The 19,931-nt window shown below is 62.8% G+C and carries 20 protein-coding genes; 6 read left to right on the top strand and 14 right to left on the bottom strand.

The features are described 5' to 3' along the window. Positions 1-45: 45 nt before the first annotated feature. From BUA38_RS13490 to BUA38_RS13465, 6 genes are all read right to left on the bottom strand, one after another. A complete protein-coding gene (locus tag BUA38_RS13490; RefSeq protein WP_083587574.1) occupies positions 46-876 on the bottom strand; it encodes an outer membrane lipoprotein carrier protein LolA in 831 nt (276 codons plus the stop codon). A gap of 126 nt (positions 877-1,002) precedes the next feature. Beyond that, the gene (locus BUA38_RS13485; protein WP_072818364.1) at positions 1,003-3,453 is read right to left on the bottom strand and encodes a DNA translocase FtsK; all 2,451 of its coding nucleotides are present in this window, start codon (positions 3,451-3,453) and stop codon (positions 1,003-1,005) included. Continuing rightward, entirely contained in the window at positions 3,453-4,667 is a 1,215-nt protein-coding gene (locus BUA38_RS13480; protein ID WP_072818363.1) for an aminotransferase class I/II-fold pyridoxal phosphate-dependent enzyme, read from the bottom strand. The genes BUA38_RS13485 and BUA38_RS13480 overlap by 1 nt, the downstream gene beginning before the upstream one ends. Positions 4,668-4,925: 258 nt before the next feature. After that, entirely contained in the window at positions 4,926-6,371 is a 1,446-nt protein-coding gene (locus BUA38_RS13475) for an ammonium transporter (RefSeq protein ID WP_072818362.1), read from the bottom strand. A gap of 36 nt (positions 6,372-6,407) precedes the next feature. After that, positions 6,408-6,746 carry a P-II family nitrogen regulator gene (locus BUA38_RS13470; protein WP_072818361.1) on the bottom strand — a complete coding sequence of 113 codons (339 nt, stop codon included), beginning with the start codon at positions 6,744-6,746 and terminating at the stop codon, positions 6,408-6,410. A 455-nt stretch (positions 6,747-7,201) separates the two neighbouring features. Beyond that, complete coding sequence (locus BUA38_RS13465) at positions 7,202-7,540, bottom strand: P-II family nitrogen regulator (RefSeq protein WP_072826094.1); 339 nt, start codon at positions 7,538-7,540, stop codon at positions 7,202-7,204. Positions 7,541-7,843: 303 nt separating this feature from the next. Between BUA38_RS13465 and BUA38_RS13460 the strand changes: the two genes are divergently transcribed. Then, the gene (locus tag BUA38_RS13460) at positions 7,844-8,722 is read left to right on the top strand and encodes a GYF domain-containing protein (RefSeq protein ID WP_072818360.1); all 879 of its coding nucleotides are present in this window, start codon (positions 7,844-7,846) and stop codon (positions 8,720-8,722) included. On the opposite strand, the gene tesB is transcribed toward BUA38_RS13460, so the two are convergent. Then, positions 8,707-9,591 (bottom strand): acyl-CoA thioesterase II, encoded by an 885-nt coding sequence (tesB, locus tag BUA38_RS13455; protein WP_072818359.1) that lies wholly within the window; start codon positions 9,589-9,591, stop codon positions 8,707-8,709. The two genes, BUA38_RS13460 and tesB, sit on opposite strands and share 16 nt — an antisense overlap. A gap of 95 nt (positions 9,592-9,686) precedes the next feature. On the opposite strand from tesB, the gene BUA38_RS13450 reads away from it, so the two are divergent. Then, positions 9,687-10,907 (top strand): ubiquinone biosynthesis hydroxylase, encoded by a 1,221-nt coding sequence (locus BUA38_RS13450; protein ID WP_072818358.1) that lies wholly within the window; start codon positions 9,687-9,689, stop codon positions 10,905-10,907. Between the two features lie 13 nt (positions 10,908-10,920). Here the strand turns inward: BUA38_RS13450 and BUA38_RS13445 are convergent, their stop codons facing one another. Continuing rightward, positions 10,921-11,862, bottom strand: coding sequence for an alpha/beta hydrolase family protein (locus tag BUA38_RS13445; RefSeq protein ID WP_072818357.1), 942 nt, complete (start codon positions 11,860-11,862; stop codon positions 10,921-10,923). 2 nt (positions 11,863-11,864) lie between these two features. Further along, the gene (locus tag BUA38_RS13440; protein ID WP_072826093.1) at positions 11,865-12,062 is read right to left on the bottom strand and encodes a Trm112 family protein; all 198 of its coding nucleotides are present in this window, start codon (positions 12,060-12,062) and stop codon (positions 11,865-11,867) included. A gap of 381 nt (positions 12,063-12,443) precedes the next feature. Between BUA38_RS13440 and BUA38_RS13435 the strand changes: the two genes are divergently transcribed. Together BUA38_RS13435 and BUA38_RS13430 are read left to right on the top strand one after the other, a co-directional pair. Continuing rightward, a complete protein-coding gene (locus tag BUA38_RS13435) occupies positions 12,444-12,689 on the top strand; it encodes a PilZ domain-containing protein (protein WP_072818356.1) in 246 nt (81 codons plus the stop codon). Between the two features lie 172 nt (positions 12,690-12,861). Then, a complete protein-coding gene (locus BUA38_RS13430; protein WP_072818355.1) occupies positions 12,862-13,662 on the top strand; it encodes a tetratricopeptide repeat protein in 801 nt (266 codons plus the stop codon). A 27-nt stretch (positions 13,663-13,689) separates the two neighbouring features. On the opposite strand, the gene BUA38_RS13425 is transcribed toward BUA38_RS13430, so the two are convergent. From BUA38_RS13425 to BUA38_RS13405, 5 genes are all read right to left on the bottom strand, one after another. Beyond that, complete coding sequence (locus BUA38_RS13425) at positions 13,690-14,955, bottom strand: AAA family ATPase (RefSeq protein ID WP_072818354.1); 1,266 nt, start codon at positions 14,953-14,955, stop codon at positions 13,690-13,692. After that, complete coding sequence (locus tag BUA38_RS13420; protein WP_072818353.1) at positions 14,952-15,701, bottom strand: CpaD family pilus assembly protein; 750 nt, start codon at positions 15,699-15,701, stop codon at positions 14,952-14,954. Before BUA38_RS13420 ends, BUA38_RS13425 begins: the two co-directional genes overlap by 4 nt. 23 nt (positions 15,702-15,724) lie before the next feature. Beyond that, complete coding sequence (locus BUA38_RS13415) at positions 15,725-17,239, bottom strand: type II and III secretion system protein family protein (protein WP_083587989.1); 1,515 nt, start codon at positions 17,237-17,239, stop codon at positions 15,725-15,727. Positions 17,240-17,271: 32 nt separating this feature from the next. Continuing rightward, positions 17,272-18,066 (bottom strand): Flp pilus assembly protein CpaB, encoded by a 795-nt coding sequence (gene cpaB, locus BUA38_RS13410; RefSeq protein WP_072818352.1) that lies wholly within the window; start codon positions 18,064-18,066, stop codon positions 17,272-17,274. 345 nt (positions 18,067-18,411) lie between these two features. Then, positions 18,412-18,948 (bottom strand): TetR/AcrR family transcriptional regulator, encoded by a 537-nt coding sequence (locus BUA38_RS13405; RefSeq protein WP_072818351.1) that lies wholly within the window; start codon positions 18,946-18,948, stop codon positions 18,412-18,414. Positions 18,949-19,056: 108 nt separating this feature from the next. On the opposite strand from BUA38_RS13405, the gene BUA38_RS13400 reads away from it, so the two are divergent. Both BUA38_RS13400 and BUA38_RS13395 read left to right on the top strand, forming a co-directional pair. Continuing rightward, positions 19,057-19,407, top strand: coding sequence for a hypothetical protein (locus tag BUA38_RS13400; RefSeq protein WP_072818350.1), 351 nt, complete (start codon positions 19,057-19,059; stop codon positions 19,405-19,407). Between the two features lie 238 nt (positions 19,408-19,645). Next, positions 19,646-19,927, top strand: a complete 282-nt coding sequence (locus BUA38_RS13395; protein ID WP_072818349.1) for a FeoA family protein — start codon at positions 19,646-19,648, stop codon at positions 19,925-19,927. Positions 19,928-19,931: the final 4 nt, after the last annotated feature.

The following is a 19,931-nucleotide window of genomic DNA, read 5'->3' as shown; positions in this document are numbered from 1 at the left end:
GTGGCCACTCAACAGTGGATTGTTCGATAAAATTCGGCTCGAAGATCAGCCCGGCGGAAAGGTCTTTTCCGACATGTCGATCTTGAACATGCCCGGATCGATCTTCCTGGACGTGTCGAGATTATAGACCGCGACCGTGGTGTCGTAGCCCTGCGGATCGGTCACGGTCCATTGCTTGAGCTGGCCGTCCTTGGCGCCGACCATCAGCATCAGGCGGCTGGTGCCGGTCAGCAACTGCCGCTCCTCGATCGTGACACTGACGAAAAGATCGTCGGCGGTTACGCTGACGACGTTGGTATCCTTCATCAGGTCGATGCGGTCCGACAGCAAATACCGCAGCGGCGTTTGCGACAGCGGGTAGAGGTCCTGGGTCGAAAGGTTGCGGTCGCGTACGGCCACCATCGATCCGTCGGCGACAATCGCGATCGGATTCGGCGATTCATATTCGAAGCGCACCTTGCCGGGTTTCTGGATGAAGAACTGGCCCTTGGTCTTGCTGCCGTCGGGGCCGACCTGAACGAAGTTGCCGATCAGCGTCTGAAGCGACGAAAGGTAGGTGCTGATCTTGGCGGCCTGCGCCTTCTGCTTGTCGTCGAAGGTCGCAAAGATGCTCAAGGGCAAATTGCGATGCGGGTCCGGAATGAACGGCGTGGGCGGTGTCTGCATCGCGCCGGTAGCGGCCGGCCCCCTTGGCGCGTCGACCGCGCCGTCGCGGGACTTCGGGGCGGGTTTTGGAGCGGGAATGCCCTGCGGCGGGTTCGGAGCCTGCGCGAAGGCCTGCGTTGAAACGGCGCCGACATAGGCGGTGACGGCAAACGCCGCCGCCGCTTTCGTGAAGGCTGCGCGGTTACAGGCAAGCGCGAAGCGGGTAGCCATTCGATTTTTCTGGGTATCGGTCAACGCATCGTCCCGTCGGTTTGCGGCTCTTTTATCGTGCTTCGCCCCAGGCGGGCTATCGTTTTTCCGTGAAAAAATGCGGCCTGGAGGCCCGTGAACGGTAGGTCAGAAGCCGCCCTCTTCTTCCGGAACGAGAATTTCGCGTTTGCCGGCGTGGTTGGCCTGCCCCACGATGCCCTCAAGTTCCATTCGTTCCATCAGCGATGCCGCACGATTGTAGCCAATTTGCAGCCGGCGCTGAATATAACTGGTCGAGGCCTTGCGATCGCGTTTGACGATGGCCACCGCCTGCGAGAACAGGTCCCCACCGCCGTCGCTGCCCATGCTGGTGCCATCGAATACCGCGCCGTCCTCTTCGGAGGGCTCCTCGGCGGTAACAGCTTCGAGGTATTCCGGCGAGCCTTGCGTCTTGAGATGGCGCACCACCTTCTCGACTTCCTCGTCGGACGCGAAAGGACCGTGCACGCGGCTGATGCGCCCACCGCCCGCCATGTAAAGCATGTCGCCCTGGCCGAGCAGCTGTTCGGCGCCCATTTCGCCGAGGATCGTGCGGCTGTCGATTTTTGACGTGACCTGGAAGGCGACGCGGGTCGGGAAGTTTGCCTTGATGGTGCCAGTGATGACGTCGACCGACGGCCGCTGCGTCGCGAGGATCACATGCAGGCCGGCGGCGCGCGCCATCTGCGCAAGACGCTGCACCGCGCCTTCGATGTCCTTGCCGGCGACCATCATCAGGTCGGCCATTTCGTCGACGATGATGACGATATAGGGCAACGGATCGAGGTCGAGCTTCTCTTCCTCGTAGATCGCCTTGCCGCTTTCCTTGTCGAAGCCGGTATGTACGGTGCGCGTGAGTTCCTCGCCCTTGGCCCTCGCTTCACCGAGGCGCGCGTTATAGCCATCGATGTTGCGCACGCCGAGCTTGGCCATCCGCTTGTAGCGTTCTTCCATCTCGCGCACGGCCCATTTCAGCGCGACAACGGCTTTCTTGGGATCGGTCACGACGGGCGTCAGCAGATGCGGAATGCCGTCATAGACGGAGAGTTCGAGCATCTTGGGATCGACCATGATCAGCCGGCACTGGTCCGGCCGCAGCCGATAGACGAGGCTCAGGATCATGGTGTTGATCGCGACCGATTTGCCCGAGCCGGTGGTGCCGGCAATCAGCATATGCGGCGTGCGGGCCAGATCGATGATGACGGGGTCGCCGCCAATGGTCTTGCCGAGGCAGAGCGGAAGCTTTGCGACGGACTCGTTGAGTTCCTTCGCGGTGAGCAGTTCGCGCAGGTAAACCTTCTCGCGATGGGCGTTCGGCAATTCGATGCCGATGGCGTTGCGGCCAGGCACGACGGCGACGCGCGCCGAGAGCGCACTCATCGAGCGGGCGATATCGTCGGCAAGCCCGATCACGCGCGACGACTTGATGCCGGGCGCGGGCTCGAGTTCGTACAGGGTGACCACCGGACCGGGATGGGCCTTGACGACCTCGCCGCGGACGCCGAAATCCTGCAACACGCTTTCGAGCCGGCGCGAATTGTTTTCCAGCTCGGCCTTGGACAGCGGCTGGCGGTCGGTCGCCTTGGGTGCGGCAAGCATCGAAATCGCCGGGAAATCCCATTTCTCGGATCTTTTCGCGGACGATTTAGGCGCGGCTTTCTTGCGAGGCGCTCGCGCGGCCGGCTCTTCTTCTTCCTCGTCTTCCTCCTCGTACTCCTCGTCACCGCCGTCGGGGGCGATAGAGGGAGCGGCGCGGCCGCCGAGGTTCGGCTCGTGGCGATCAAAGGACAACGGTGTGCGTTGATGATTGGAGCCGCTGGAAACCAGCCACCGATAGGCGGCACCCAATAGCCAGGCGAGGCGTGCCTTCGTGCTCATGAAGGCGTGGACAGCCCAGCCGAGCGAGATCGAGCCGCCATCCTTGTCTTCTGTCAGGGGCTCGTCATCGTCCTCCTCGATCGAGGCCAAGTCTTCGTCGCGCGGCTGCGAACCGAAACCGCTTGCAAACAGGAAGGTTGCGACCGTGGCCGCGCCGAGAATCATTCCGAGCACGAGGCTATAGACGAAGCCGGGCGGACCGAACGCCACAGCCGGCGCGCGCACCAGCGCATCGCCGACCACGCCGCCAAGCCCCGTCGGCAACGGCCAGGCGCCGCCATGCGGCCAGCAGCTGGCAAATCCCGCGGCGAGAATCGTGCACAACATCCAGCAGCCGAGCCGTAGCGCCTCGCGATCGAAGGTGCGGTGGGTCAGCATGCGCCAGCCCCATACGGCGATCGGGAGGATCAGCATGATCGCCCCCAGGCCGAGAATCTGCATCAGGAGATCGGCGCTGATGGCGCCTGTGTAGCCGGCGATATTGTGAATCGGACGCGAAGTGGCGTGGCTGAAGCTCGGGTCCTGCACCGACCAGGTCGCAAGCGCCGCGGCCACGCCGCCGGCCAATGCCACCAGGCCAAGGCCCGCGAGCTCGCGTAAGCGCCGCATCAGCGCCTCGCGGATCGCGGCCGGCAGCTGGCTCACCAGGGGAATGACGCGTTCCATTGTCGCCATGCTCATCAGCCCAGAGTTTGAACCAGCCGGTGCAGCGCTTCGGCGGTTGTTTCACTGTCCGCGACCAGCGCGAGACGGATGAAGCCTGCGCCGGGATTGCTGCCGTCCGGCTGCCGTCTTGCGAGATAGCTGCCCGGGATCACGCGAACGCCGGCATCACGATAGAGCGTCACGGTGGCCGCTTCGTCGCCGCCTTTCGCCGCGACGTCGAGCCAGACGCAGAAGCCTCCGGCCGGACGGTGGTAGCCGTAACGGCTGCCGAGAATCCGATCGGCGAGATCGAATTTGATCCGGTAGAGACGCCGGTTTTCCTCGACATGGGCTTCGTCATTGTAGGCAGCCGCCGCCACGTATTGGACCGGGACCGGCACCTGCGGCGCAGCCACGTTGCGCAGTTCATGGAAGGCGCTGAGAAACCGCTTGTCACCGGCGGCAAAGCCGATGCGCATGCCCGGCAGGTTCGAGCGCTTCGACAGCGATTGAAACGCGACCACATTGGCGAAATCGCCGCCGGCGCATTCAAGCATGCTGCCGGACGCTTCTTGCGTGTAGATTTCCGAGTAGCATTCGTCGCTGAAGATCATGAAGCCATAGCGGTCGGCAAGTTGCTTCAGGCGGACGAAATAATCCCTGGACGCGACCGAGCCTTGCGGATTGGCGGGTGAGGCGATGTACATCGCCACCGTCCGTGCAAGGGTTTCCTCATCGAGCGCGTCGAGGTCGGGCAAGAATCCGTTCGCGACCGTGGCCGGCAGATAGATCGGCTCGCAGCCCGCGGCGCGCGCGCCGGCGCCATAGGCCGGGTAGAAGGGGTTGGGCATCAGGATAGCCGGCTTGCCCTTGCGCTCGCCGACAAAACGAACGGCGGCGAGCGCCGCCAGGAAAAGTCCTTCGCGGCTGCCGCTGAGCACCAGCACTTCGGTCTCGGGATCGACGGGGCGTGGCAGGCGAAAGCGCCGGGACAGCCAGCCAGACACGGCGCGCCGAAACGGCTCGATGCCCTTGGCGATCGGATAGCGGCCAAAATCTGCGATATGCGCGGCCAGAATCGGACCCACGAAAGCCGGCACCGGATGCTGCGGCTCTCCTAAAGATAGCGTTATCAAGGGTTTGGCCGGTTGATAAGGGGCCAGCAATTCGGTCACCCGCAGGAAGGGCGAGCGTTCGCTTTCCTGGTTTCCTGCGCCTTGCGGCGCGCGGGATGTTGCGGTCATGGCCATGCTTGTCGCGCCAGCACTCATTCAGGCCACAGGTCGCGTGTCTTGACCTGCGGGAGAGGGATCAAACCACCATAGATACGGCGAGGTTAAGACGCGATTAACCATCGGCGTGGGCGTCGAAATCCACCTTTCCGAAGAGCCTAAGAAAAAAGGGGCTCCAGCTTGCGCTGAAGCCCCTCAACGGTCTGAGCATTGCCGGGTATGTGCTCGAACCGTAGTTCTGGGCACCCTCTTGGAAGAGCGTGCCCTCGGGAGAACTCACATGTTGTAGGCGCGTTCGGTGTGGTCGGTGAGGTCGAGGCCCTCGCGCTCGCTTTCGACATTGACGCGCAGACCGACGATGACATCGACGACCTTGTAGAGAATGGCCGAACCGACACCCGACCACACCAGCGTGGTGCAGACGCCCCAGATCTGGGAGGTCATCTGTGCGCCGAATTCGTAGTCCGCGATCTTGCCGGTGACGTAGTCCATGATGCCGGTGCCGCCGAGCGCCGGGTTGACCAGAATGCCGGTGCCAAGCGCGCCGATGATTCCGCCGACGCAGTGGACGCCGAAGACGTCGAGCGAGTCGTCGTAGCCGAGTGCATTTTTCACGGCAGTGACGAAGAAGAGGCAGACCACGCCGACGATCAGGCCAAGCACGATCGCGCCCATCGGACCGGCATAGCCGGCGGCGGGTGTCACCGCGACGAGGCCGGCGACCGCGCCGGAAATCACGCCAAGCACCGAGGGATGGCCCTTGAGCATCCACTCGCAGAACATCCACGACAGCGCAGCCGCTGCGGTCGCGACAAAAGAGTTGGTCATGGCGAGCGCCGCGCCGCCGGTGGCTTCAAGATTGGAGCCGGCATTGAAGCCGAACCAGCCGACCCAGAGCAGCGAGGCGCCGATCATGGACATGGTCAGCGAGTGCGGCGCCATCAGGTCCTTGCCGTAGCCGATACGCTTGCCGATGATCAGCGCGCCAACGAGGCCTGCGATGCCGGCGTTGATATGCACGACGGTGCCGCCGGCGAAGTCGATCGCGCCTTTCTTGTAGATCCAGCCGCCGTCGGCCATGACTTCTGCGAGCTTGGCCTTTGCCGCGGCGAGCTTCGCCGCATCGCTGCCTGCTGCCGTAACCGCTTTCACCGCATCCGAGATCGCGTCCGGTCCGGCCCAGTACCAGACCATGTGGGCGATCGGGAAATAGATCAGCGTCACCCAGAGCGGAATGAACAGCGCGACCGCCGAGAACTTCATGCGTTCGGCGAAGGCGCCGACGATCAGCGCGGGCGTAATGGCCGCAAAGGTCATCTGGAAGCAGACGTAAACGAGCTCGGAGATATTCGCGTCGACGCTGAAGGTCGCGGCCTTGGAGTCAGGCGTCACGCCCGACAGGAAGGCCTTCGAGAGGCCGCCGAGGAAATCGTTGCCGCCGGTGAAGGTGAGGCTGTAGCCGTAAAGCGCCCAAAGCACGACGACGATGCAGACGGTGTAGAACACCTGCATCAACACCGAGAGCATGTTCTTGGAGCGGACGAGGCCGCCGTAGAACAGAGCGAGGCCCGGAATCGTCATCAATAGCACGAGCACCGTGGAGGTGAGCATCCAGGCGTTGTCGCCCTTGTTGATCGTCGGCTCGGCATAGGCAGCGTTCGCGGCAAGCAGGCCGACGGCGAAGGCCGCCAATCCCGTGCTGGTGGGACGCTTGAACGTCATTTCGATTTACTCCTGATTGGAAAAAGGGTGAGGGCGCTAGAGCGCCGCGGCATCCGCCTCGCCGGTCCGGATCCGGACTGCATTTTCGAGGTTGATGACGAAGATCTTGCCGTCGCCGATCTGGCCGGTCTTGGCCGCCTGCGTGATGGCTTCGATGGTTTTGTCGACCTGATCCGAGGCGATCGCGACCTCGATCTTGATCTTGGGCAGGAAACTCACCGCATATTCGGCGCCACGATAGATTTCCGTGTGACCCTTCTGCCGGCCATATCCCTTGACCTCGGTGACCGTCAGGCCGTGAACGCCGATGGCGGTCAAGGCATCGCGAACTTCTTCGAGCTTGAATGGCTTGATGATCGCCATAACGATTTTCATGGGTCTTATTCCCCGCTTGGACTCGGCACCAGGGCCGAGCGATCTCGACTGAAATTCACCACGCAGAAGGTCACGACGCGGGTACAGCCAAAGGCGGTAGAATCAAATGCCGTGCCAGTTCGGCCGGCATTGGAAACACTCCCTTAACACCGCGCTTTTTGGGCGCCCCGGCGCAGGTGTGGAACAATGCCGCAGGTATCAGCCCAAACGCTAGGCAGTTCAGCTTACGAATCGGGCATACGGGAGGCCGCGCGCCCGCTTTGCTCAGCGAGCGAGCAGTTCAAAGGTATCCAAATAAGGCCTACTACTGCAGCGCCTCGCCGTGCTGGGAAATGTCCGGCCCGCGGACCGTCACCGGCGAACACCAGCGAGTAGCCATAGGCGACCCAGAGAATGGAGATGAGCGCCACGGCAGCCAAGCTCTGCTTTGCCCGGGTGCGTTCTTGCGAGCGCTCTTAAAGCGCGTCGCTGTCGGTTTCGCCGGTCCGGATCCGCAAGGCGTGATCAATCGGCGTCACGAAAATCTTGCCATCGCCGATCTGTCCAGTGCGGGCGCTCGAGGTGATCACCTCAACCGCCTTCTCGGCGACCTCGGTCGAGACCGCGATCTCGATCCGCAGTTTCGGCAGAAAATTCACGACATATTCGGCGCCACGATAGATTTCGGTGTGGCCCTTCTGGCGGCCGTAACCCTTGACCTCGGTGACGGTCATGCCGTGCACGCCGATGGCGGTCAGCGCCTGCCGGACCTCGTCCAGCTTGAACGGTTTGATAATGGCGACAACGAGCTTCATGTTCAGGCCTTCATTTCCCGGATTGAGAAGGTCAGTCAAGCGAAGGTCAGTCAAGCTGTGAAGGGGAGCGGCACTCCTCTACCCCCAAGCCCACAATAGATGGCGGCGTGACCGAAAAACAATTGCGAAATTATCCCTTCGGTCGATAGTTCCGCGAGTGGAGTGGATTTGACATTCGCAAAAGTGCCTGCCGAGAAGCGATGCGGATGTTAGAATCGGACCACTGGCGGCCTGGCCTCATCTGCCAAGGTCGGGCAATCGGTCGCACGAACGTCGTCGTCTCGCCGTGTGTCAGGGGGAAGAATGTCAAACCGATACTGGTTCTACGCCGACCGCGGCCAGCAACAAGGGCCTTTTCCGGAAGCTCAATTCCGCGACTTCATCGCGAGGGGTATGGTTCGCGCCGACACGCTGGTCTGGACCGAGGGCATGGCGGGCTGGCAAAGCGCTGGCGAGATTCCCGGCTTCTTTTCTCCCGCAGCGCGGTCGCCGTCCACGCCTGGCAGAATGCCGGCGATGGCCAACGGGGACGGCGGCGCGTTATCGATCGATTTCGAAATCCTCGAGTTCGTCGGCCGATTTCTTTTGTTTATCTTCGGTGTGATTTTCGTCCTGCCGCTGCCCTGGATTCTCGTCAGCAATCTGAAATGGCTCACTTCGCGTACCCGCGTGCCCGGCCGGCCGGATCTCGGTTTCACCGGTGAGCCGATGGGCATTCTCTTGTATTACCTCGGCGGGGTCGTCGCGATCATTGTGCTGCACATCATCGGCGGCCGCAGCACCAATTTCCTCTCGTTCCTGATCGAGATCGCCTTGGGCTGGGCCGCGCTGCGCTGGTTCTTTGCCAACCTCTCGTCGGGCGGACAACCGCTGGGATTGAGTTTTTCCGGCTCGTACTGGATGTATCTCGGCTGGAATCTTCTGGGCGCGCTGGCCACCCTCACCATTATCGGCTGGGCCTGGGTATACACCGCGCAGACGCGCTGGGTTTACCGCAACGTCGACGGTACGCACCGCGAGATCGTCTTCAAGGCGAGCGGCCTCGAATATCTCTGGCGTGCCGTCGTCTGCATCGTCGCGTCCGCATTCATCATCCCGATTCCCTGGGTGGCGCGCTGGATGATGGGCTGGCTTGCCTCGCAGACCGTGCTGGTCGAGCGCGGCGCTTACGCCGAGGCCTGAGGCGGCGCTAGCCTTCGTTCGCGGAGCGAGCCTTCCTGCGCGACGGACGCCACCAGCGTGCCGTCCTGCGTGAAGATCGTGCCGCGGGTCAGACCGCGGCCATCACGCGCGCTCGGCGAGTCCTGGGCGTAGAGCAGCCATTCGTCGGCGCGAAACGGCCGGTGAAACCACATCGCATGGTCGAGGCTCGCGGCCATCATGCGCCTGTCGAACAGCGTCCGGCCGTAGCGCGCCATCGCCGCGTCAAGCAGCGAGAAGTCGGACGCATAAGCGAGCGCGCACATGTGAAGCGCCGGATCGTCCGGCAGTTTGGCAGCGGTGCGGATCCAGACATGGATGCGCCCGTCCTCGATCTTCTGACCGAAATAGCGGCCGAGTTCGACCGGCCGCAGTTCGATCGGCCGGTCGGACTCATAATAGCGGCGGACGAATTCCGGCATGTCGCGGAACATCGGCTGCTTGGCCATCTCCTCGGCGGTGAGTTTTTCCGGCGGCGGCACGTCGGGCATCCTGTCCTGATGGTCGAAGTCGCTCGGCTCCTCGACGTGAAACGACACCATGATCGAAAAGATCGCCTGGCCGTGCTGGATCGCAGTGACCCGCCGCGTCGAATAGCTCTTGCCGTCGCGCAGCCGCTCGACTTCGTAAATGATCGGGATCTGCGGATCGCCGGGCAAAATGAAATAGCAATGCAGCGAGTGCGGCAGCCGTCCCTCGACCGTGCGGCAGGCCGCGACCATGGCCTGTCCAATCACCTGTCCGCCGAAAACCCGCTGCCAGCTGGTTTTCGGGCTCTTGCCGCGGAACATGTTCACCTCGATCGGTTCGAGATCGAGGATCGAAATCAGGTCGATCAGGCTCTTGGACATCGTGAACTCCAGCCCCTTGCTTATAGAGTCTGTTTCGCCCAGCTATAATAAGGTAGCAAGCGTCAAGCTTACAGGTTCGAGTAAGGCGGTCCAGCATGTCGGTACAGCGAGGCATTGTCATCGGCGGTGGGGCGTTTGCAGGACTGGCGCTTGCGCTTGCCTTGCGTCAGGGCCTTGGGCCGGAACTCCCCATTATCGTCGCCGATCCCGCGCTCGCGACACGGCCGAGCCGCGATCCGCGTGCGACGGCGATCGTTGCGGCCTGCCGCCGGCTTTTCGAGACCATCGGCGCGTGGGCCGATGTGGCCAGTGGCGCACAGCCGATCCTGGACATGGTCGTTACCGACTCGAAACTCGAAGACGCGACGCGGCCGGCCTTCCTGACATTTTCCGGCCATGTCGAGCCGGGCGAGCCTTTCGCGCATATGGTCGAAAACCGCTATCTGATCGACGTGCTGATTCGGCGCGCGGTCGCGGAGGGGATCGATCTTCGCGGCCTCGCCGTCTCCGATTTCGCCGCCCGCGGCGATGGCGTCACGGTGACGCTGTCGGATGGCGGCGTCATTGAGGCGAGCCTTTTGGTGGCCGCCGATGGCGCGCGTTCGAAATTGCGCGAACGGGCCGGCATCGCGACCCACGGCTGGGATTACGATCAATCCGGAATCGTCGCCACGGTTGGCCACGAGCGCGATCACCAAGGCCGCGCCGAAGAGCATTTTCTTCCCGCAGGGCCCTTCGCGATCCTGCCGCTTTCCGGAAAGCGTTCATCGCTGGTGTGGACCGAAAAGCGTGCCGAGGCGGCGCGTATCGTCGCGCTCGGCGAAAGCGAATTTCAAGCCGAACTCGAGCGGCGGTTTGGCCTGCACCTTGGCGACGTGAAAGTGCTCGACAAGCCGCGCGCCTTTCCGCTCGGCTATTTCGTGGCGCGATCCTTTATCAGCGAGCGGCTCGCGCTGGTGGGCGATGCCGCCCATGTCATCCACCCGATCGCGGGCCAGGGTCTCAACATGGGCTTGAAGGATGTCGCCGCGCTCGCCGAAGTGATCGTGGATGCCGCACGGCTCGGTATCGATCCCGGCCAGGCCGATGTGCTCGAGCGTTATCAGCGTTGGCGGCGGTTCGACACCATGGCGATGGGATTTGCGACCAACTCGTTGAACTTCCTGTTCTCCAACGAATCGACGCTGTTGCGCACGGTGCGCGACATCGGCCTCGGTCTGGTCGACCGCGCGCCGCCGCTGAAGAGCCTGTTCATCCGTCAGGCCGCCGGCCTTGCCGGCGAGGTTCCGCGGCTTCTCAAGGGCGAAGCGCTCTAGTAATAAGCGACCGTCAACGCTTGTCGTCGGCCTTGATGAAGGCCGCGACCGCATCGATCATGGTCGTGTCGAGCGCCCGGTCCGTCTGGCTATAGGCGGCCATATTGTCGGCGTCGTCGGTGACATCGATCAGGACATGGTTCATGTCGGGCACCCACAGCGTCTTTGCCAAGGGTGAAGCCGCCGAGAGCGCCGCGAAATCCAGCCGCGCCACCTGCAAGTCACGGCCGCCGCCGACGATCAGGACCGGCTTGTCGATCGATTTCAGCGGATCGATCGGATCGATGACGAAGGCCGAAGCCAGGCTCGGCTGCATCGATGGCGCAATGGCAAAGCCGCGTGGCGGCGGATCGACGGTCTGCCCGGCCATGATGCTGTCGATGGCCTTGAGGATCGGTTCGAGAACGTCGGGCGGAATTTGTCGCCGTTCGAGTTGCGCCTTCAACAGATCGCCCTGACGGCGCGCCGCCGTGACCAGCAGCACCACGCGGTCGAGTTGCGTCTGTCGCGCGGCGAGGATTGCCACCAGCCCGCCTTCGGAGTGTCCGGCGACCGCCACGCGCGAGAACTTGCCGCCGTCGCGCAGGTAATTCACGAGCGACACGGCGTCGTCGACATAGTCCTTGAAGCGAAAGTCCTCCGGCTTTCCGAATTCCGGCTTCCAGCCGCCGGCGCCGCGCTTGTCGTAGCGAAGCGTTGCGATCTTGCGCTCCGCCAGCTGCTCGGCAAGCTTCTTCAGCGTGGCGGGCTTGGCCTGTGGCCCGTTGCCGTCGCGATCGGTCGAGCCGGAACCTGCGATCAACACTGCCACCGGCGGCCGTTCGACATCCGCAGGCGTGGTCAGGACGGCGTCAAGGTTGCCGACGCGAATCGTCGCTTCGCCGGCGGATGCGTCCCCAATCGTCCCGCAAAAGGCGAGGAGGGCGATCGCGGCGATGAGCCTGCCTTTGCGCATCGCTAGTCGATCTTCCGCGCCTCCTCAGGCAGCATGATCGGAATGCCGTCGCGGATCGGATAAGCAAGCTTGGCCGTGCGCGAGATTAGCTCCTGCCGTGTCGCATCGTATTCGAGCGGACCCTTGGTCATCGGGCAGACCAGAATTTCCAGCAGCTTGGGATCGACGGTGCCTTCAGGACGTTCGGGCAAGGCGTTCATGCTGGTCTCCGGCATAGTGCTTCCGATTCCGGCCACCCTGGCGTGGGATAGGGGGATCGGATCATCCGCGATTTGCGCCCCCTGTACCATATTCGGCCGAAACCTGTCGCCGTCTCGCGGCTCGAAAGGCAGGATTTTTCGGAAAGCCGTGGGCACCAACAAGCGAGTTGATTCTGCTCCCGCTTGATCGATCTGAAGTCCCTGATCGGCTTCGTCGCTTGTGCTGCAGGGACTTCAGATCGGCGGCACCAGCCGAACCGGTAAAGAAACTTCGAAAAGAACCGGTCAATTACCACAGGAACTGCTAGGCGAATTCCAATATTTCTTGAGTAAAACCGCAGGAGTGCCAGTGGTCTACAATCCGGGTGGGTAAGGATCGACATGTTTGTAAATCGACGTCAGAGCGAGCGGCGTGTGTGCCGGAGTTTCGCCAAAATACAGTTCGGGACCGGTACGTTGCCGCGCGACTGTACCATCACCGACGTTTCGTCGGGGGGTGTGAAGGTCATCGCCGAGCATATCGACGTTCCTTCCGAATTCACCATCATCATGTCGGAAGGCCGGCCGCGCCAGTGTCGCCTGGCATGGCGGATCGGCTACGAATTCGGCGCCCAATTCCTTGACTGAGCTAACCGGCGCAAGTCGCCATTCGCAAGCGCCGGGGCTTAACCGGAATTTAGGGTTAAGCCGAATACACTTCTGAAGCGCGTACCGCTCGTTTGATGTCCTTTCGCTCCCCGCCGAAAAGCCGGGGAGCGCGGGGTGTCGGACCGAAAGTGTCAGGCTTCAGAGTTTCAGAATGTATCCGTCGCTGCCCCGGCCGCTCGGCCTTGCGAGATTCCGTGCCGCGACGGCGGTGTCGGCTGTTCTGCTTCTGGCGCTGTGCGGATGCCAGACCGACGGGATGTCGGACATCACCGGATCGCTCGGCGCGAAAGCCGAGAAGACGTCACCTGCCCAAAGCCTCGAATCCTATCGCGACCGCTACCGTTCGCATCCGGAGGATGCGAACGCCGCCTTGAATTACGGAAAGGCGCTGCGCGCCTCCGGCCAGCGGTCCCAGGCGGTCGCCATGCTGGAGCAGGCCACGATCGCTCATCCCGGCGACAAGGCTTTGATGGCTGGCTATGGCCGTGCGCTGGCCGACAACGGCAATTTCCAGCAGGCTCTCGAAGTTCTTGGCCGCGCGCATTCGCCGGAGGATCCCGATTGGCGTATCCTGTCGGCGCAAGGCGCGGTGCTCGACCAGCTCGGGCGTGGCGAGGAAGCGCGGCAATACTACGCAAGCGCGCTCCGCATCGTGCCGGACGAGCCGTCGGTGCTGTCGAACCTTGCGCTGTCCTACGTTCTCTCAAAGGATCTCGCCAAGGCGGAAGAGACGCTGCGCCGTGCCAATGCGCATGGCGATGCCGGTCCGCGCGTGAAGCTGAACCTCGCTCTGGTGGTGGGGCTGCGCGGAAATATGGCCGAGGCCGAAAGCCTCGCGAAGGAAGGCCGGCCTCCGGAGGAGGCGGCCGCCAATGTCGCGTATTTGAAACGGATGCTGGCCAAGCAGGCCGCCGCAAAGCCCGCACCCGGCGGTGCTGCACGAACCGATTAAGCGCGCCAATTCGTCCGGCGTGCCGTGTCAGCCTTTGGCGCGGAGCTTCTTGATCAACGGAGAAAACAGCGAGCCCTTCGGCTTCTTCGGTTCGCCACGGCCGTTCAGCTGACTGGCGATATGGACGAAGGTCTTGCTGATGCGGTGACTGGCGGAGATCTCGGCGATCATCTGGCCGTTATTGGCGGCGGTGCCGAACATCTTCGGATCGAACGGAATCGTAGCCAGCGGCGGGCTCTCGATCGCTTTGGCAAATTCGCGCGCGCTGATTTCCGGCCGCTTCGACATGCCGACCTGATTGAGACAATAAAGCGGAGGCCGGTCGTTCGGACGCGCCGTCTTGAGCAGGCTCAGCATATTCTTGGCGTTGCGCAAGTTGGCGAGGTCAGGTTCGGCGACGATCAGGATGTCGTCGGCTCCGACGAGCGCGCGCCGTGTCCATCCCGACCATTGATGCGGAATGTCGAGAACGATCACAGGCGTGGTCAGGCGCAGAGTGTCGAAAATCGCGTCAAAAGCGTCGGCGCCGAAATCATAGACACGATCGAGCGACGCCGGCGCGGCCAGCAGGCTGAGATGATCGTTGCATTTCGAAAGCAGGCGCTCGATGAAGGAACTGTCGGGACGCTCATTGGCGAAGACGGCGTTGGCGATGCCCTGCAACGGGTCCTTGTTGTAATCGAGGCTGGCGGTGCCGAAGGCCATGTCGAGATCGATGACGACCGAGTCCAGCGCCAGGTCGCGCGCGATCGCCCAGGCCACGTTGTGGGCGACGCTGGAGGCGCCGACGCCGCCCTTGGCGCCGACGACGGCGATGATGCGTCCGACAGGGGTATCTTCGGACGCCGAGAACAGCCCGCAGATGGCGCGAACGACGTCGAGCGTCTCGACCGGTCCGACCACGTAATCGCTCACGCCGCGACGTACAAGCTCGCGGTAGGGTGCCTCGTCAGCTTCGCTGCCGATGACAACGACGCGGGTGCCGGCGTCGCATACGGTGGCGAGTTCATCGAGGCCGACCAGAATATCCTTGCCGGCCCTGGTCTCCAGAATGATGACGTTCGGCGTCGGGACGCTGTGATAGGTCTCGATGGCGGCATCCATGCCGCCCATCTTGAGTGTGAGATGCGCCTTGGCCAGACGGCGGTCGAGACCGGCCGACTGTACCGCGTCGGCGGTCGCGGTGTTTTCGCAGAAGGCCTGTACCGATACCCGTGGCGCCGGCGAGATATAATCGTCGCTGAGCGGCGGCAGAGCATCGAGATCGTCTGAATCGTTACGCGAATAGATCATTTGCCGGCATCGCTGAGTTTGGCTTTTTCGCCTTCGGGATAATCGGTCGCGGTGGTCGTGCCCTTGCGATATTTTTCAAAGCCCTCGGTGCGACGCACCGTGTAGGATGGCGTTTCAGGGCGCGGCTGCACGAGGTCGGACGGGTTCGCCACCATCGCGGCCATGTTGCGCTGATAGGCGCAACCGAAATTGTAATAGGACTTGTTCTCGAAGTAGGTCGGATCCTTGATCGAGGGGCCGAGATCCTCCGGCCACACGCCGCAAGGACCTACCACCGCCGTCATTCTTGGATAGGTCAGGCGAACCGTCGCAAGGGTCCGCGAATCATAAGGGGTATAGCGGCGCAGCTTGATGCCGCTGGATGGCACGCCGCCGGCCTCCAGGACCGCCTTGGCTTCGTGAGCCGCACTTTCCGCAGCCCGCGCGTTGGAGGTGTTGACCGGCACGTCCACGATGATGGTGCCCGTGCCTTCGCTGACCCAGCTCTGTGCCAGCCCCGCGACGTCGGTGCGCTGGGCGGCAGACAGTCCGCCGCGCGCATGGCCGACGAACAGAACGACCGAGCGATCGGCTTCCTGCACCGCGATCGGATGCCGCAGGCGATAATCATCGGGAATACTCGCGCCTGGCGCCGTCGCAACGCTGCCCGTGGTTTCGGTGCATGCCCCGAGCGCGACCGAAAGGCCGAGCATCGCGCCGGCCAGACGCAGCCCTTTATTGCGAAAAAGCGACATCTCGTTTGTCATCGTGCTTCCCCCGCCTCGCCGGCCTAATCAATGATGAAGCCGAAATTGGCCTGATAATTCGCGACCGGCTCCACCCGCGCAGGCACGCCGTAGATGCGCGCGATCTGGCCAAACAAGGCTGATTGGGCGTCGGACGCGGGCGCAAATCCGTCATCGGGTCGCGACAGTTCCTTCTGTGCGACCGCGCGCACCACATAGGGCGTGACGATGACCATCAGTTCGGTCTGGTTCTTGACGAAATCCTGGCTGCGGAAGAGCTGGCCGAACAACGGAATCTGATCGACGCCGGGCATGCCGTTGATGGCCTGTTTGGTCTGTTCCTGGATCAGCCCTGCCATCGCCAGCGAGCCGCCCGAGGGAATCTCTACCGTCGTTTCGGCGCGGCGAGTCTTGATCGAGGGGATCGTCGTTCCGCCCACTCCGCCCTGCAAGGCGTTTTCGAGCGAGACTTCGGACACTTCCGTCATGACTCTGAGGCTGATCTTGCCTTCGGTCATCACGACCGGCGTGAAATTGAGCGAGATGCCGAATTTCTTGAAGCTCACCGTCTGCACGCAATTTCCGATGCCGCCTCCGGTCGTCGTTTGACAGGTAACGCCTGTTGGAATCGGAAATTCACCGCCTGAAATAAACGTCGCCGATTCGCCGGAGATCGCGCTGAGGTTCGGCTCGGCCAGGGTATGCACGACGCCCGCGCTTTCCATCGCGCGTAGGGTGGCCGTGACCGTCGGAATGCCGGCCCTGTTGACCGCCGAGGCGACCAGCGAGTTGCTCGTCAGCGGTCCGCTGTTTGCGGTGAATGGGTTGGCGTTGTTGAAGTTCACCACGGCCGTGCCGTAGTTCATATTGGCGCTGAGATCGATGCCGAGCTGCTTGATGATGTTGCGTTGGACTTCCGCGACGGTGACCTTCAGCATCACCTGATCGCGGCCTTTGACCACGATTGAGTTGAGGACCTTGTCCGTGCCGCCCACGAGACGCGCGACCACGTCGCCGGCTTGCTGTGCTTCAATCGGGGTCGATACCGATCCCGTCAACATCACGCTGTCGCCGATGCCTTCGGCCTGGATGGCCGCGCCCGGCAACAACTGCTTCAACGCGGCGCGAACGCCGTTGAGGTCACGCTTGATCGCGATGTCGTAGGCGGCGATCTGCTGGCCGTCTGCGTCGAAGAACACGACGTTGGTCTGGCCGACGGCTGAGCCGATGACGTAAGCCCGCTGCGGCGAGCGGATCACCGCGTTTGCAATCTTGGGATCGGCGACCAGCACGTCCTTGACGTCGCGCGGCAGGTCGATGATGGCCGACTTGCCGACACCAAGCGCAAGAAAGCGGATTTTCTGCGGGATGCTCGAGGTGGTAGCGGGGTCGGCGGCGTGGGACAGGGTGGCCGGGACGCTGATGATGGCGGGTCCGGGAGCCGCGTCGCTCTCGGCGGCCGGCGCCAGGCCCGATGTAAGCGCGAGAACTGTCACCGAGGCGGACAGCGCGCCGATCAACTGGGTTCGAATGGACGTCCGGCTTCCCCTGAGAGCCATGTTCTTCTTCCTTCTGATCAAGAGCATCCTCGTCATTTCAAGACGGGCGCGGGCGGGTTGTTGACGCCGTAGCGGACCACGTTGACGCCGGGACGCTGAGTTGTTTCGTTCGCGCTGACCGAGACCTGGTTGGCGTCGGCGATGCTGCGCAGCGCCAGCGACAGCGTTCCGGCCTGTCGTGCTGCGGCGAGAGCGGTGGTTTGCTCGGACTTCAGTTCAAGCGTGACCGTCCGGCCGATGACGTTATTGGTGCCCTCTTTTTCCTTCGGGGCCTGGTCGATGGCGAGCACGCGAATATTGGCCAGGGCGATTTGGGAAACGACGAGATCGGGCTGAGTTGGGTTTGGATTCTTCTCGCGGCGCGTGAGAATGACGTCGACCCGGTCGTTGGGCAGAATGAATCCACCGGCGCCGGTCTCCGCGGAAATTTCCGTCGATACGGCGCGATATCCGCTCGACAGGATCGCGGCCATGAAGCCGGAGCCGTCGGCTTTCACCAGTTTGGCTTCGCGGATGGGCTCGCCGGCGACAAAGGGAGCGCGCGCGATCGAGCCAGCGACCTGGTTCGTGGCGTCCGGGCGATCGCTGCGGCGAATGAAGTTACTGCTCGTGGTCCCAGCCGGCCAAGTCTCCCAGATCATGTCGTTGGCGGTCAACGTCTGGCCAAGGCCGATGTCGGACTTCGCCACCAGGATATCGACGGTCTTGATCTGGACGACGGCTTCGACAGGAGCCGGTGGCTTGCTGTCGATTCCGCTGGCGAGATAGGCGGCAACGCCGCCGGCGCTGAGGGCGATAGTCAGAACGACAATGCGGGCGATGTTCATACGCAGGATCTACTGTTACGCAAAAGGCCACTGGGTTCGGCCGGAAAGCCTCACCTTCAGCGATGACTAAGGGGTAAAGGTATAAGCGACCTTGAAAGGAGGAACCTTTGCGCGCGGGCGCAGGCCGATTTGTCCCGCATGGTGAACGCAAGGTTATTGTCCGCCACAATGCGGCGGTGGCGCCTCGAGTGCTTGCCCGGAATAGCCGTTTCCGCCGCGCGGGTTATCCGGTGAAGACGATCAGCCCGCACCCAGTCCGATGACGCGCGAACCGGACGGCGACGGCGATTACGTTTCAGTCACCATCCGGGCAAAAGTTGTCGGCGGTTTCTTCGGCAACCAGGCTTACGGCGATGCGAGGCGGAGCATTTCGGCTACCACCGCCTGTTGCCGGGCTTGAGGCAAAGGCCGGTCCGAAAGCGCAAAGCCGAGATAGGCCCAATAGAGAATTTGCGCCCGTGCGCGGGCGGTGTCCCGCGAAATCCCGGTGTCGAGCAACAGACGCTCGACATAGGCCAGCCGGCGCTTGTCGATCGCCCGCACGGCGGCCCTTGCCGCCGGATCGACCACCGCCCAGCGACGAACTGCGTTTTCCAGCGCCAGCCTCTCGCCGAATACTCGGTGCAGCAGAAATTCCAGCGCATTGTGCTTTCCAGCGGCGGCTTCGACATCGTCGATAATTCGCTCAGCAGCGATCTCGCGCCAATATTTGAGAATTTCCGCATGGAACGCTTCGACATCGGCGAAGTGCCAGTAAAAGCTGCCGCGTGACACGCCCATGGCCTTGGCCAGCGGCTCGGCTTTCAGCGCCGTAAAGCCGTCCTGGGCGAGCGTCCTGATGCCCTGATCCAACCAGTCGCTGGCGGAGAGCTGATCTGCCATGTGCCGTTCCCGTGACGGCCCACCATACACCACTGTATTGACAACGCCAGCGGTCTGGCGCAAGCTCTCCATACACAAGTGTATGGAGATTGGTTATGGAGAGGCCGGATGCGTGACATGTTCCTCTCGGCGGCGGGAATTGCCGCGATCGTGGTGGCCGTGCTCCACGGCGTTCTCGGCGAAACCAGGGTGTTTTCGAGGGCCACCATCGAACCGCCGCGGCTTCGCACCCTGATCCGGATTTGCTGGCAGATCGGCACCGTTGGATGGATCTGCGGCGGCATTCTTCTGCTGGCGGCGCCCTCGATTGCCTCGGTCTCTGCCCGGCACTGGATCGTCGTCACGATCTGCGCGATGTACGCCTTCGGGGTGATCGGCAATTTCTGGGTCTTTCGCGGCCGCCATTTCGGCTGGGCCGCGCTTGGCGCGGTCATCGTGATGGCGGCGATCGGCTATTAGTAGAGTGGATTTGATATTCGCATCCTGTCGCGGCGGCGCTGAAAGGAACGTCAGAGTTGCCACACTAGTTGTTCACCGGGCCGTGATGCCCGTGCTCGATCGTTTCGTCCCGCTCGACGAAGCGGTTTTGACAGCGTTTTGCGTTGCGGACGCCCGCCTCAGTTTAAAATCGCTCTAAGATCAATGCGTTTTAGCTCGCCAAGCTTGACCTCGGCGTCAGCGGTTGAAAATACAGACCATGACCGCCATCGATCAAAGCAGTACGCCACCCGAGATGCGGCTTGGCCTCGCCAAGCGCGGCTATTCCGGTGTGATCCAGCATCTTGATGCCACTGAGGTGAACTCCTCGCTTCCCGCGATCGAACTGGAAAGCCGTCTCATCGAGCTCGGCTTCGTCGAGGGAGCCAGGGTCGAGGTGCTCCACGAGGGCATTATCGGGCGTGATCCGATTGCCGTTCGCGTCGAGAACGTGACGGTCGCGGTGCGCCGACGCGAGGCGATGGCCGTCGTAGTCGTCTGACCGG

This window comes from Bradyrhizobium erythrophlei (assembly GCF_900142985.1).
Taxonomy (GTDB): domain Bacteria; phylum Pseudomonadota; class Alphaproteobacteria; order Rhizobiales; family Xanthobacteraceae; genus Bradyrhizobium; species Bradyrhizobium erythrophlei_B.
This window is presented reverse-complemented; position numbering and strand designations above follow the sequence as displayed.